Raw genomic sequence first — 12,417 nt, 5'->3', positions numbered from 1 at the left:
CGCTTTTACGCCCGCCCGGGCACACTGGGTGGTATGAGTAGCGGTACACCGACGGCCACGGCCCCCCGGCAGCGTTCGCGCGCCCGTACGTTCCTCCCGCTGGCGGTGGCCGGCTGGCTGATCCTGGAGATCTGGCTGCTCAGCCTGGTCGCCGGGGCGGCCGGCGGGTTCACCGTGGCCGCGCTGCTCGCGGGCGGGCTGGTGCTGGGCGTGGTGGTCATCAAGCGCGCCGGGCGGCGGGCCTTCAAGAACCTGACGCGGACCTTCCAGCAGGCGCAGGAACAGGCGATGGCGGGCGGGACCCCGACGGCCCCGCAGCCCGCCCGGGGCTCCGGCAACGGCATGACCATGCTGGCCGGTCTCCTGCTGATCCTGCCCGGGCTGCTCTCCGACGTGGCCGGCCTGCTCCTGCTGCTGCCTCCGGTACGGGCCCTCGCCGGCCGTCTGGCCGGGCGCTCGCTGGAGCGGAAGATGGCTGCGGGCACCCCGGGCGGTTTCGGCGACGCCTACACGCAGGCCCGGATCCACTTCCCCGACGGCAAGGTGGTCCAGGGCGAGGTGATCCGCGAGGACGGCTCCCCGGCCGGACCCGATACGACGTACCGCCCGCCGCTGACCCCGTAGCCGGAGGGCGCGGCTCGCGGCCGGAACGGAACGGAACAAGCCGAGGGGCCCCGCCACGTCAGTGGCGGGGCCCCTCGGCTTGTGCTCACGCCCGCGGTCAGGCGGACTTGCGGCTGTCCCGCGGATGCACGGCGATGTTCATGGCGCCGGAGCGCAGGACGGCCAGCCGTTCGGCCAGCACCTCCTCGAGCTCCTCGCGAGTGCGTCGCTCCATGAGCATGTCCCAGTGCGTTCGCGCAGGCTTGCCCTTCTTCTCTTCGGGCCCGTCCCCGTCCACGAGGAGTGCCATGGCGCCGCACGCCTTGCACTCCCACTCCGGCGGAATCTCTGCCTCAACCGAGAACGGCATCTCAAATCGATGTCCGTTCTGGCATGCGTACTCCACCGCCTGGCGCGGGGCCAGATCGATGCCGCGGTCCGTCTCGTAGCTGGTAACCACGAGCCGCGTACCGCGGAGAGCTCGCTCACTCATGAATCGTGCCTCCCGGGCTTGTCGCCCACAGGACAGGTGTCGCTGTCGTCGTCATCCGGTCAACGTCCGGTCGGCGGTATAGATTCCCGCTCCGGGTCATGCGTCGCCCGTCGTGCCGCCCCTTGTTGTACCCACCAGTGCCCGTTTTGTCACATCTGGCAGCAGATGTCACCCAACGTCTCTATTTCATGAACGCGCAGTAACGGTCCGCCTGGCAGGCCAAAGGCGTACACTACCGGCCGATTGCCATAACGTCGAAATCCGTTCGGAACTCGTTCACGAGTCCGGACGGATCCCGGTTCAGACGCGCACCGGAACAGGATTCCCCGCCGCCTCCACCGCACGCCGCACCGGCACTCGCGCCAGCAGGGCGAAACCCAGTGCGAAGAAGACCACCAGCGAGATGATCGCGTCCCGGTAGCTGCCCGTGACCTGGTACGTCAGCCCGAAGACCAGCGGCCCCACCCAGCTCAGCCCGCGGTCGCTCATCTCGTACGCGGAGAAGTACTCCGCCTCCTTGCCCGCCGGCACCAGGTGCGAGAACAGCGAGCGCGACAGCGCCTGGCTCCCGCCCAGCACCAGCCCGATCATCGCGGCGAGCGCGAAGAACCACACCGGGGTCCTGGCCGGAAGGAAGTACCCGGCCCCCAGCGTCAGCGCCCAGGCCGCCAGCGAGCCGAGGATCGTCCGCTTCGCCCCGTACGAGGCCGCCAGCCGGCCCATCGCCAGCGCGCCGACCACGGCGAGGACCTGGACCAGCAGCACGGCCACGATCAGCGTGGACTGCTCCAGCTCCAGCTCCTCCGAGCCGTACACCGAGGCCTGGGAGATCACGGTCTGCACGCCGTCGTTGTAGACCAGGTACGCCAGCAGGAACGACAGGGTCAGCGGGTAGCGCCGCATGTCCTTCAGCGTGGCCACCAGCTGCCGCCAGCCGCTGACGGCCGGGGCCGCACCCGCCTCCCGGACCACCGCCCGGTCCCGCAGCCGGCGCAGCGGGATGACCGCGAAGGCCCCCCACCACAGGCCCGCCGAGGCCAGGCAGATCCGGACGGCGGTCCCCTCGGAGAGCCCGAAGGAGTCGTGCCCCTGGAACAGCACCAGGTTCAGCACCAGCACGAACGCGCCCGAGGTGTAGCCGAAGGCCCAGCCCCGGGAGGAGACGGTGTCGCGCTCGTCCGGGGTCGAGATCTGCGGCAGGAAGGCGTTGTAGAGCACCATCGAGACCGCCAGCGAGGCGTTCGCGACGACCAGCAGGAAACCGCCCAGCAGGTAGCGGTCCCCGTCCAGGAAGAACATCCCGGCCGTCGCCGCCGCCCCCGTGTACGCGGCCGCCGCCAGCAGCGGCTTCTTGCGGCCGCTGCGGTCCGCCGCCGCGCCCGCCAGCGGCATGACCAGCACGGCCAGGATCACCGACAGCGACACCGCGTACGCGAAGAAGGACCCGGCCCGCACCGGTATGCCCAGCGGGTGCACGTAGCCCTCGGCGTCGGCGGCGGCCTTGGCCACCGCCGTCAGGTACGGCCCGAGGAAGACGGTGAGCACGCTCGTCGAGTAGACCGAGCAGGCGAAGTCGTAGAAGTACCAGCCGTGCTGTTCGCGCCTGCGCGCGGCGGCCCCGTCGGCGGCGGCTCTGCCGTCGTCCGCGCCGGATTCCGCTTCGTTTTCCGTACGCTCGGTCATGAGCGCCCCCTTGCCGTTCCCCGTAGGACGCCGGCCGCCGCACCGGGCGCGGGGGGCCCGCGGCCCGTCAGGCCCAGGCTCCGCGCCGGTCCAGCACCGTGCGCAAGATGTCGATCCGGTCGGTCATGATGCCATCGACACCCAGGTCGAGTAGAGCTTCCATACGTTCCGGTTCGTTCACGGTCCAGACGTGCACCTGGAGTCCCCGCTCGTGCGCGGTCCGTACGAAACGCCGGTCCACCACCCGGATGCCCGCCTGGGTCTCCGGCACCTGGGCCGCCACCGCGCCCACCCGCAGCGCCGCCGGGATCGCCCACGACCGCAGCCGCAGCCCCAGCACGCCCCGCACCCCGTAGGAGGTCGCCAGCCGGGGGCCGGCGATCCTCTGCGCCCGGGCCACCCGGCTCTCCGAGAAGGAACCCACGCACACCCGGTCCCAGACCCCGGCCCGGGCGATCAGGTTCACCAGCGGGTACAGGGCCGACTCGTCCTTCACGTCCACGTTCCAGCGGGCGTCCGGGAACTCCTCCAGCAGCTCCTCGAACAGCGACAGCGGCTCGCTCCCCGCCACCCGCGCCTCCCGCACCCGGCTCCAGGAGAGCTCCCGGATCCGGCCCGTCGCGTCGGTGACCCGGTCCAGGGTGGCGTCGTGGAAGGCCACCAGCTTTCCGTCCGCGGTCGCGTGCACATCGGTCTCGAAGTACCGGTAGCCCGCCCGGGCCGCCCGGCGGAAGGCGGCGGCGGTGTTCTCCAGCCCGTCCGCGGCCCCGCCCCGGTGGGCGAAGGGGATCGGGGCCGGGTGGTCCAGATAGGGATGGCGAAGACGTACGTGGGTCACGGCCGCAGTATGCACGCTGGGTCCCCCGGGACGGGAGCGCCCGCGTGGACGGACGGTGAACGCAGCCGGCCGCCCGCCGGGCCGGGGCGGCCGGACCGGCCCCCGTCTGGCCCGGGTGGACCGCACCATGACACCCTGGGGGCCGCGGAACCAATCCAATCCCGGCCCCGGCCCCGGCCGGCCGGGGCCAATCCGATGAAGGTGGACCGGACGCCATGGCTCAGTGGACCTCAGCGGTCGGCACCGCACAGCTCGCCCGGCTGATCACCTCGCAGCAGGAGCGGCCCGCCGTGTCCGGCGCCCGCAAGGCGCCCGCGTACCGCACGCTCGCCGACGGGATCCGGCTGCTCGTCCTGGAGGGCCGCGTCCCCGTCGCCGCCCGGCTGCCCGCCGAGCGCGAACTGGCCGTCGCCCTCTCCCTCAGCCGCACCACCGTCGCCGCCGCCTACGAGGCCCTGCGCGGCGAGGGCTTCCTGGAGTCCCGCCGGGGCGCCGGCAGCTGGACGGCCGTACCGGCCGGGAACCCGCTCCCGGCCCGCGGCCTGGAACCCCTCCCGCCCGAATCCCTCGGCTCCATGATCGACCTGGGCTGCGCCGCCCTCCCGGCCCCCGAGCCCTGGCTCACCAAGGCCGTCCAGGGCGCCCTGGAGGAACTCCCGCCGTACGCCCACACCCACGGCGACTACCCGGCCGGCCTGCCCGCGCTGCGCCGGATGCTCGCCGACCGCTACACCGAGCGCGGCATCCCGACCATGCCCGAGCAGATCATGGTCACCACCGGCGCGATGGGCGCCATAGACGCCATCTGCAGCCTCTTCGCCGGCCGGGGCGAGCGGATCGCCGTCGAGTCCCCCTCCTACGCCAACATCCTCCAGCTGATGCGCGCCGCCGGGGTCCGCCTGGTGCCCGTCGCCATGGGCGCGGGGCTGAGCGGCTGGGACATGGACGTCTGGCGGCAGGTGCTGCGCGACGCGGCCCCGCGCCTGGCGTACGTCGTCGCCGACTTCCACAACCCGACCGGGGCCCTGGCCTCCGAGGAGCAGCGCCGGGCCATGGTCGAGGCCGCCCGCTCCGCCGGCACCGTCCTGATCGCCGACGAGACCATGGCCGAGCTCCGGCTGGACCCGGAGCCCGCGATGCCGCGCCCCGTGTGCTCCTTCGACCCGGCCGGCTCCACGGTGATCACCGTGGGCTCCGCCAGCAAGGCCTTCTGGGCGGGCATGCGGATCGGCTGGGTCCGGGCGGCCCCCGACGTCATCCGCAGCCTGGTCGCGGCGCGCGCCTACGCCGACCTCGGTACCCCGGTGCTGGAGCAGCTCGCGGTGAACTGGCTGATGCGCACCGGCGGCTGGGAGGAGGCCGTCGGGATGCGCCGCGTGCAGGCCAGGGAGAACCGGGACGCGCTGGTCGCCGCGGTGCGCAGGGAGCTGCCGGACTGGGAGTTCGCGGTGCCGGCCGGGGGGCTCACCCTGTGGGCCCGGGCCGGCGGGCTGTCCGGGTCGCGGCTGGCGGAGGTGGGGGAGCGGGTCGGCGTCCGCGTCCCCTCGGGCCCCCGGTTCGGGGTGGACGGGGCCTTCGAGGGCTACGTCCGGCTGCCGTTCACCGTGGGCGGGCCGGTGGCCGACGAGGCCGCCGCGCGCCTGGCGTCGGCGGCCCGTCTGGTCGGTACGGGGGCGGGCGGCGGGGCGGAGCCGCCCCGCACGTTCGTGGCCTGATACGCCTGGTACGCCTCAGAGCCCGATACGCCCGGTCCGGCCGGGCTACGGGGCCTCCGCCGCGACCTCCGGGAGCTCCCCGGCGTCGAGGGCCGAGGCCGAGGCCGAGGCCTGGGCCGGGGGGTGCTCCTTGAGCGGTCCCGGGGCCGCGGGCGGGGCCTCGCCGCCGCCGGGTCCCGCCGCCTGCCGCTCGGGCAGCAGCTCCAGTACGGCGTGGCGGTGCGCGGGGTGCGTGGCGTCGTCGTACGGGTCCGGTGTGGCGGGCACCTGGAGCCGGTGCACCGGCCCGGTGCCGAGCCGGGCGTAGCCGCGGCCGGGCGGGAGCTGCGGGGCGGGGGTGGTGTGCGGGGGCAGCCCGAGGACGTCGGTGAGCTGCTGGACGGGGGCGGGCCCGAGGACGACCCGGGCCCGGGTGTGCTGCCAGACGGCGTCGCCGATCAGCTCCAGGTGGTCGAAGTTCTCGGCGACGACCACCGTGACGTGCGCGGCGCGGCCGTGCCGCAGGGGCACCTGGAGCTGGGCGAGGGGGTCGGGCCGGCCCTCGGCGGTCGCGAGGTGGGCGAGCACGCTGGGCCGGTCCAGCAGGATCCACAGCGGCCGCCGGATGTCCTCGGGGGCGGGCCGCCCGGCCTCGCGGGCCCGGTGCGCTGCGATCAGGCGCCGCTCGGTCTCGTGGGCGGCCCACTCGACCGTGGCCAGGGCGCCGGTGGGGCCGCACTCGACGGCCAGGACGCCCGCACGCCCGGCCAGGCAGGCGTACTCGTTGCTGCCGCCGCCCTCCACGATCATCACGTCGCCGCCGTGGCGCAGGGCCTGGAGGGCGATCGAGCGCAGCAGGGTGGTCGTGCCGCCGCCGGGCTGGCCCACGGCGAGCAGGTGCGGCTCGGTGGAGCCGGGGCCGGTCCGCCAGACGACGGGCGGCAGGTCGCGCGGCTCGTCGCCCTCCAGCACGGGGAGGGTGCGCCGGACCCCCTCGGGGTCGGTGAAGCCGAGGACGCACTCGCCGGGCGAGGTCACGAACGGCTGGGCGGCGATCCCGGTGGGCAGAGCCTCCAGGACGCGCAGGTCGAGCCGGTTGGCCTCCTCGTCCCAGACGAAGAGGTACTCCCGGCCGCGCCCCGACTTGGCGTGCAGCAGGGCCTCGATCCGGGCCCGCGAGGCCGCCTCGCCGTCGGTGAAGTACGCGGGGTAGCGGATCCGCAGCCGGGTGACCCGGCCCTCCGCGTCGAACGCGTAGTCGCTGAAGGCGTCCTCGAAGCCGCCGCCGTGGGCGAAGAGCGGGCTCGGGTCCTCCGGGGCGGAGAAGTAGGGCACGAGGGCCTCGTAGAGGGAGCGCAGCCGGTCGGTCTCGGCGTCGCTGGGCCCGGTCTTCGCCGGGGTGCGGTCGCGCCCGTGCCAGCCCGCCGCCGCCATGAGCGCGAGCAGCGCGGTGACGGGCCCGTACGGGACGAGCGCGACCACGAGGACGCAGGCGGCCCCCAGGAACAGCGCGGGTCCCCGTTTGTCCTTGGGGGTCGCGGCCCATTTGCGGCGGCCGGCCGAGGCCAGCACGCGCAGTCCGCGCCCGATGACCAGGAGCGGATGGAGGACGTCCGTGGCGTTGTCGGCCGCCGTGCGGGCGAGATCGCGGCCCCGGGCGAGCGAGGTGCTGCCACTGGTGAGGATGCGGGGGAGTGGGCGCCGGGCCACGGTCGTCTCCTGGGTGGTGGGGCGGGGGCGGGCTAGAGCTTGATGCCGCCGAGCAGGCTCGCGAGGCTCGCCGTGCTGGCGGTGATGCTCGGGGCGATCGCGGAGCCGGCGAGGAAGAAGCCGAAGAGCGCGCAGACGACGGCGTGCGTCAGCTTCATCCCGTCCTTCTTGAAGAACAGGAAGCAGATGATGCCGAGCAGCACGACGCCTGAGATCGACAGGACCATGGGAGTTCTCCTGGTAGCGGGACGGTAGGGAAGGTCACCATCAGTTGTTCCAGGCTCACAGGAAGTATCAATGCGACAAAAGGTGCATACGGGTGAACCTTCGGGTTTTTCACTTGACCGGCCCCTCCCCGCTGGCGCGTCGGCCCGCGAGGGTGTCGGGTGCCCCGGCCACCGACATCCTTGCCTCGGCCTGGCCCCCGCATGTCCCCGACCGGGCGCTACCCTGGCGATTCACCCGTACGGACGCAGCGCCGGGCACCCCCCTGCCCGCCCGGCCTGGGCAGACTCCTGCCCCATGCGACGTGAGAAGAGCGAAAGGCGGTACGACCGATGAGCGAGCACCAGGACGCGCCCGACGAGGACGTCATCGAGCTGGCCACCAAGATCTTCGACCTCGCCCGTCAGGGTGAGACGTCGACCCTGGCCGCCTACCTCGACGCCGGCGTCCCGGCGAACCTCACCAACGACCGCGGCGACACCCTCGTCATGCTCGCCGCCTACCACGGCCACGCCGACGCCGTCACCGCCCTGCTGGCCCGTGGCGCCGAGGCCGACCGGGCCAACGACCGCGGCCAGACCCCGCTGGCCGGAGCCGTCTTCAAGGGCGAGGAGGCCGTCATCCGGGCCCTGCTCGCCGGCGGGGCCGACCCGCACGCCGGAACCCCCTCCGCGGTGGACACGGCCCGCATGTTCAACAAGGCCGACCTGCTGGAACTCTTCGGAGCCGAGTAATCCGCTTATTTCCCCGCCCGGCCCGGGCCGGGACGGGTCCGCGACCTCACGGCTTGGTCACGACGCCCTTAAATGTGGTCGCGGCGCACAAACCGCCTGGGTCATCATGGCGTCGGATTCGATTCGCGGACATGACGGACGGGCAGGAGCGGGCTGGACACGACGGGTGTCCACACCCACCCCTGCCGTACCGGCCGGCACGGACGCGAAGCACCGACGAGAGTGAGAAGGCAATGGTCTACATCGAGCGGAACATGACGGCGAACGTCCTCACATGCTGTTACGCGGCCCTGTGAATCCCGATTCCCGGTTGCGTCCCCAGCTTGATATGAGGCCATTCCCATGTTCGAACCAGTCATAGCGCCGAGCGGCACCCTGCTCGGCCTCCTCCAGCGCGGCCGCGGCGACGGCACGCTGCACGCCCTCGCGGCGCCCCGGCCGGAGGCCCTGGCGGCCCTGGACGAGTGCGTGACCCGTGACCCGCGGCAGGACTGGCAGGTCGAGAACCGGTCGCTGTACTACGCACGTCTGTACCTGGACCTCGACGGCCCCCTCGGCGCCATCGAGGCCCACCTCTTCGGCGTCGACGACCTCCTCGACGAGGAGGACCACCGCACCGGGCTCGCCCTGTCCGTCCTCGGACACCTGGCCTCGTACGGCCGCGACGACGCGCTCATGCTGCTGCGCCGCTACGCCGCCTCCGGAGCCAACTGGGCCTGGGCCCTCGACGAGCTCGCCCTGCGCGACGACGACGAGGGGCTGCGCTCCCTCGCCGACCCGGTCCTCGCCCGGTTCCCCGAGACCGCCGAGGGCGGGGCGCGGCTGGCCGCCGCCGTCCGCGACGCCTACGAGCCCCGGCCGTGGAGCCTGTGGGAGGAGCTGCCGCAGTACGGGCAACGCCTGCGCGCCGCCCGCCAGCAGGGCTCCTTCGACCGCTGGCAGCGCCAGCTCACCCCCAGCGGCCCCCGGCCCGGCTGGGGGGTGCGGGCCGTCTTCGACTGGGCCGCCGACGGGCTGCGCCGTGGCACCCCGCTGCACGTGCCCGCCGCGCGGTGTCTCGCCGCCGTGGCCGCGCCGGAGGACCGCCCCGAGATCCTCGCGGCCGCCGCCGGCTCGCTGGGCGAGGCCGCCCGGGCCACCGCCCTGCACCACCTGGTCCTCGCCGAACCGGAGAACCCGGCCGTCCTGGACCTCATCGAGGCCGCCGGCGACGAGCCGGCCGTGGCCGCCTACGAGCGCATGTGCGGCCCCGCCGCCCTCGAACGCGCCCGCCTGTGGGTCCACCGCCCCGACGCCCTCGGAGCGGCCGCCGCGGCCCTCCTGGCGGCCTGCGGCGGAGCCGACGACGCGGGTCTGGTGCTCGGGGCCCTCCGCAACACCGTCCGCGGCTGCGGCCCGGACTCCGCCCGGCTCTTCACCCTGGTGGACGGCGCGGGCCGGCTCTCCATCGGCTGCGCCGCACCGGTACTGCGCCACATCTACCGCGAGACCTCCTCCTCCCACCTGCGCGGCCGCGCCGCCCGCGCCCTGGCCAGCACGGACCCCTCCTTCGGGGCGGGCTTCGCGGTCGAATGCCTCTGGGACTGCGAGGAGACCACCCGCGAGGTGGCGGCCCGCCACGCCGAAACGGCCGACGCCCGCGTCGCCCCGCGCCTGCGCCGCCTGGCGGCGGACCCGGCGGAGGAAGAGGACGTCCAGTCGGCGGTCCGTAGCCGCATCGCCCCCGAGTCGGCCGTGTAGCTCCGCAGGGGGCGGGGGGCCGTCTCCCCGCCCCGCCCTTCCTCCGTTCCCCGGGGCCGACCCCGGGTCTTTCAGCCCCGCCGGCGATTGAGGCGCGGGGGCAGGGGCGGAGCCCCTGGGAACGGGCGAAGTGGGGGTCCCCCCGGACGGAGTCTGGGGGAGGGTAGGGGACTCTGCCCCGCGCAGCGGCCCCCGCCGCCCCCTCACGTCCGGATGAACCGGACCGCCAGACCCGGCCGGGCCTGCGCGGCGGCGTCCAGGGCGGGGCCCGGCGGGACCACCCCGACCACCGGATACCCCCCGGTCACCGGGTGGTCCGCCAGGAACACCACCGGCAGCCCGTCCGGCGGCACCTGCACCGCCCCCAGGACCATGCCCTCACTCGGCAGCTCCCCGGCCCGGGCCCGTTCCAGCGGCGGCCCCGCCTCCGTCCGCAGGCCGATCCGGTTCGAAGCCGCCGACACCCGGTACGGCGACGACAGCAGCCGCGCCACCGAAGCCCCCGTGAACCAGTCCGCCCGGGGCCCGGGGCGCAGCGGCAGCACCAGTTCCGCCACCGGCGGCCCCGGCACCCGCAGGGCGTCCGCCCCGGACGCGGGGGCCGGCCCCGGGGGCCCGACGTCCAGCACCGTCCCGTCCGCCAGGACCGGCGGCCCCAGCCCCGACAGCAGGTCCGTCGAACGGCTCCCCAGCACCGCCGGCGCGGCGAACCCGCCCCGCACGGCGACATAGCTCCGCAGCCCGGTCTCCGCCCGGCCCACGTCCAGCTCCGCCCCCGCCCGCAGCCACACCGGCGCACCCCACGCCGCCGGGCGCCCCGAGACCCGTACCGCGCACGGCGCGCCCGTCACCGCCACCGTCACCGGGGCCAGGGCGCGCAGCCGGACCCCGTCCAGGGTGGTCTCCAGGGCGGCGGCCCCCGCCGGATTGCCCACGAGCCGGTTGGCCAGGGCGTGCGCGGCCGTGTCCAGCGCCCCCGACCGGGGCACGCCCAGGTGCGCGTACCCCGGCCGCCCCCGGTCCTGCACGGTGCTCAGCGCCCCGGCCCGCACCACCAACAGCCCGCTCACGCCCGCACCTCCCCGCTCCGGTCCCGCTCCCGCGCCCCGGCCCGCGCCACCGGGAGCCCGCTCACGCTCCGGTCGCGCACCCGCGCCCCGGCCCGCACCACCAGCAGCCCACTCCGGCTCACGCCCGCCCCTCCCCGCCGCGCACTCGCACCCGCGCCCCGCCCCGCCGGCGGCCCGCTCACGCCCCCGCCTCCTCGAACCGCACCCGCACGCCCGGCGCGAACAGCGCCGCCGGCTCCCGGGAGGGGTCCCACAAGACCGCGTCGGTGGAGCCGATCAGCTGCCAGCCGCCGGGGGAGGAGCGCGGGTAGACCCCCGCGTACTCCCCGGCCAGCGCCAGGGACCCCGCCGGGACCGCCGTACGGGGCGTGGCCCGCCGGGGCAGCCACAGCCGCTCCGGGAGCCCCGTCAGATACCCGAAGCCGGGCGCGAACCCGCAGAACGCCACCCGGAACTCGATCCCCCCGACCAGAGCGGCCACCTCCCCCTCGCCGACGCCCCACGCGCCGGCCACCTCCGCGAGGTCCGGCCCGTCGTACCGCACCGGCACGGTGACCAGCGGGCCCTCGGCCTCCGCGAGCGGGGGCACCGCCCAGCGCGCGATCCGCGCGCCCAGCGCCGCCGGCTCCCGCACCCCGTCCAGCAGCACCGTCCGCGCCGCCGGCACCACCTCCCGTACGGCGCCCAGCTCGCCCGCGTCGCGCCGCCGCAGCAGCTCGGCGTGGAGGGCGGCCACCTCCCCGGCCGAGTCCGCCTCCAGCAGCAGCGCCTCCCGGCCCACCACCAGGGCCCTCACGCGAACGCCTCCACCCGCACGCCCGCCGCCCCCAGCGCCTCCCGGACCCGCACCGCGAGCCCCGCCGCCCCCGGGGTGTCCCCGTGCAGGCACAGCGAGCGCGCGTCCACCCGTACCGGCGAGCCGTCGCAGGAGGTGACCTCCCGCTCGGCGGCCATCCGGACGGCCCGCGCCACCACCGCGTCCGGGTCGTGCACCACCGCCCCCGGCGTCCCGCGCGGCACCAGCGTGCCCTGCGGGGTGTAGGCCCGGTCGGCGAAGGCCTCCGCCACGGGCTCCAGCCCGGCCTCCCGCGCCGCTTCCAGCAGCAGCGACCCGGGCAGGCCCAGCACCGGCAGCCCGGCCTCCCCGGCCGCCAGCCGGATCCCGGCCACCACCGCGCCGGCCTGGTCCGCGTCGTGGACCGTCCGGTTGTACAGCGCGCCGTGCGGTTTCACGTACGACACCCTCGACCCGGCCGCCCGAGCGAACACCTCCAGCGCCCCGATCTGGTACGCCACCTCGGCCGCCAGCTCCGGCGCCGGCACGTCCATCGCCCGCCGCCCGAAGCCCGCCAGGTCCCGGTACGAGACCTGCGCGCCGATCCGTACGCCCCGCGCGGCGGCCAGCTCGCACACCCGCCGCATGATCGACGGGTCGCCCGCGTGGAAGCCGCAGGCCACGTTGGCGCTGGTGACCACCGAGAGGAGGGCCTCGTCGTCCGTGAGCGCCCACCGCCCGAAGCCCTCGCCGAGGTCGGCGTTGAGGTCGATCGCGGCCGCTGGGGATGTGATCATGGAAGCCATGCGGCGAGCGTAGAACAGCGCGTGCGCCGCGTGCCGCAGAGGCCTT

The 12,417-nt window shown here is 75.2% G+C and carries 13 protein-coding genes; 4 read left to right on the top strand and 9 right to left on the bottom strand.

Features of this window, described 5'->3' with window-relative positions:
• Positions 1 to 33: 33 nt before the first annotated feature.
• Complete coding sequence (gene fxsA / locus ABT403_RS16300; protein WP_344159698.1) at positions 34 to 624, top strand: FxsA family membrane protein; 591 nt, start codon at positions 34 to 36, stop codon at positions 622 to 624.
• Between the two features lie 97 nt (positions 625 to 721).
• Here the strand turns inward: fxsA and ABT403_RS16295 are convergent, their stop codons facing one another.
• The 3 genes from ABT403_RS16295 to ABT403_RS16285 all read right to left on the bottom strand — a co-directional run bounded on the left by ABT403_RS16295 (position 722) and on the right by ABT403_RS16285 (position 3,617).
• Entirely contained in the window at positions 722 to 1,096 is a 375-nt protein-coding gene (locus ABT403_RS16295; RefSeq protein ID WP_007262928.1) for an RNA polymerase-binding protein RbpA, read from the bottom strand.
• 300 nt (positions 1,097 to 1,396) lie between these two features.
• On the bottom strand, positions 1,397 to 2,779 hold the full coding sequence (locus ABT403_RS16290; RefSeq protein WP_344159703.1) for an MFS transporter: 1,383 nt from the start codon (positions 2,777 to 2,779) through the stop codon (positions 1,397 to 1,399).
• Positions 2,780 to 2,846: 67 nt separating this feature from the next.
• A complete protein-coding gene (locus tag ABT403_RS16285; protein ID WP_344159706.1) occupies positions 2,847 to 3,617 on the bottom strand; it encodes a glycerophosphodiester phosphodiesterase family protein in 771 nt (256 codons plus the stop codon).
• Positions 3,618 to 3,832: 215 nt separating this feature from the next.
• Between ABT403_RS16285 and ABT403_RS16280 the strand changes: the two genes are divergently transcribed.
• Entirely contained in the window at positions 3,833 to 5,332 is a 1,500-nt protein-coding gene (locus tag ABT403_RS16280; RefSeq protein ID WP_344159709.1) for an SCO1417 family PLP biosynthesis transcription factor, read from the top strand.
• A gap of 45 nt (positions 5,333 to 5,377) precedes the next feature.
• Here ABT403_RS16280 and ABT403_RS16275 read toward each other — a convergent pair whose 3' ends face one another.
• Complete coding sequence (locus ABT403_RS16275) at positions 5,378 to 7,021, bottom strand: hypothetical protein (RefSeq protein WP_344159712.1); 1,644 nt, start codon at positions 7,019 to 7,021, stop codon at positions 5,378 to 5,380.
• 32 nt (positions 7,022 to 7,053) lie between these two features.
• On the bottom strand, positions 7,054 to 7,248 hold the full coding sequence (locus ABT403_RS16270; protein WP_344159715.1) for a hypothetical protein: 195 nt from the start codon (positions 7,246 to 7,248) through the stop codon (positions 7,054 to 7,056).
• 330 nt (positions 7,249 to 7,578) lie between these two features.
• Here ABT403_RS16270 and ABT403_RS16265 point away from each other — a divergent pair, with 330 nt between their 5' ends.
• Together ABT403_RS16265 and ABT403_RS16260 are read left to right on the top strand one after the other, a co-directional pair.
• Entirely contained in the window at positions 7,579 to 7,980 is a 402-nt protein-coding gene (locus ABT403_RS16265; RefSeq protein WP_344159718.1) for an ankyrin repeat domain-containing protein, read from the top strand.
• Between the two features lie 342 nt (positions 7,981 to 8,322).
• Entirely contained in the window at positions 8,323 to 9,720 is a 1,398-nt protein-coding gene (locus tag ABT403_RS16260) for a HEAT repeat domain-containing protein (protein ID WP_344159720.1), read from the top strand.
• 203 nt (positions 9,721 to 9,923) lie between these two features.
• Here ABT403_RS16260 and ABT403_RS16255 read toward each other — a convergent pair whose 3' ends face one another.
• Genes ABT403_RS16255 through ABT403_RS16240 form a run of 4 tightly spaced genes read right to left on the bottom strand, consistent with a single transcriptional unit; the run spans position 9,924 to position 12,371 of the window.
• The gene (locus tag ABT403_RS16255) at positions 9,924 to 10,781 is read right to left on the bottom strand and encodes a 5-oxoprolinase subunit C family protein (RefSeq protein WP_344159824.1); all 858 of its coding nucleotides are present in this window, start codon (positions 10,779 to 10,781) and stop codon (positions 9,924 to 9,926) included.
• A gap of 5 nt (positions 10,782 to 10,786) precedes the next feature.
• On the bottom strand, positions 10,787 to 10,912 hold the full coding sequence (locus tag ABT403_RS16250) for a hypothetical protein (RefSeq protein WP_344159722.1): 126 nt from the start codon (positions 10,910 to 10,912) through the stop codon (positions 10,787 to 10,789).
• Positions 10,913 to 10,968: 56 nt separating this feature from the next.
• Positions 10,969 to 11,586 carry a 5-oxoprolinase subunit B family protein gene (locus ABT403_RS16245; protein WP_344159725.1) on the bottom strand — a complete coding sequence of 206 codons (618 nt, stop codon included), beginning with the start codon at positions 11,584 to 11,586 and terminating at the stop codon, positions 10,969 to 10,971.
• Positions 11,583 to 12,371 (bottom strand): LamB/YcsF family protein, encoded by a 789-nt coding sequence (locus ABT403_RS16240; protein ID WP_344159728.1) that lies wholly within the window; start codon positions 12,369 to 12,371, stop codon positions 11,583 to 11,585. Before ABT403_RS16240 ends, ABT403_RS16245 begins: the two co-directional genes overlap by 4 nt.
• Between the last annotated feature and the right edge of the window lie 46 nt (positions 12,372 to 12,417).

It is taken from the genome of Streptomyces sp. NPDC000075, assembly GCF_040301925.1.
GTDB lineage: Bacteria > Actinomycetota > Actinomycetes > Streptomycetales > Streptomycetaceae > Streptomyces > Streptomyces polychromogenes.
This window is presented reverse-complemented; position numbering and strand designations above follow the sequence as displayed.

What these genes read in the sequence shown, in the direction of transcription:
- fxsA (WP_344159698.1), top strand. Translation starts at nt 34, where the DNA reads ATGAGTAGCGGTACACCGACGGCCACGGCCCCCCGGCAGCGTTCGCGC.
- ABT403_RS16265 (WP_344159718.1), top strand. Translation starts at nt 7,579, where the DNA reads ATGAGCGAGCACCAGGACGCGCCCGACGAGGACGTCATCGAGCTGGCC.
- ABT403_RS16280 (WP_344159709.1), top strand. Translation starts at nt 3,833, where the DNA reads ATGGCTCAGTGGACCTCAGCGGTCGGCACCGCACAGCTCGCCCGGCTG.
- ABT403_RS16260 (WP_344159720.1), top strand. Translation starts at nt 8,323, where the DNA reads ATGTTCGAACCAGTCATAGCGCCGAGCGGCACCCTGCTCGGCCTCCTC.
- ABT403_RS16240 (WP_344159728.1), bottom strand. Translation starts at nt 12,371, where the DNA reads ATGGCTTCCATGATCACATCCCCAGCGGCCGCGATCGACCTCAACGCC.
- ABT403_RS16290 (WP_344159703.1), bottom strand. Translation starts at nt 2,779, where the DNA reads ATGACCGAGCGTACGGAAAACGAAGCGGAATCCGGCGCGGACGACGGC.
- ABT403_RS16295 (WP_007262928.1), bottom strand. Translation starts at nt 1,096, where the DNA reads ATGAGTGAGCGAGCTCTCCGCGGTACGCGGCTCGTGGTTACCAGCTAC.
- ABT403_RS16270 (WP_344159715.1), bottom strand. Translation starts at nt 7,248, where the DNA reads ATGGTCCTGTCGATCTCAGGCGTCGTGCTGCTCGGCATCATCTGCTTC.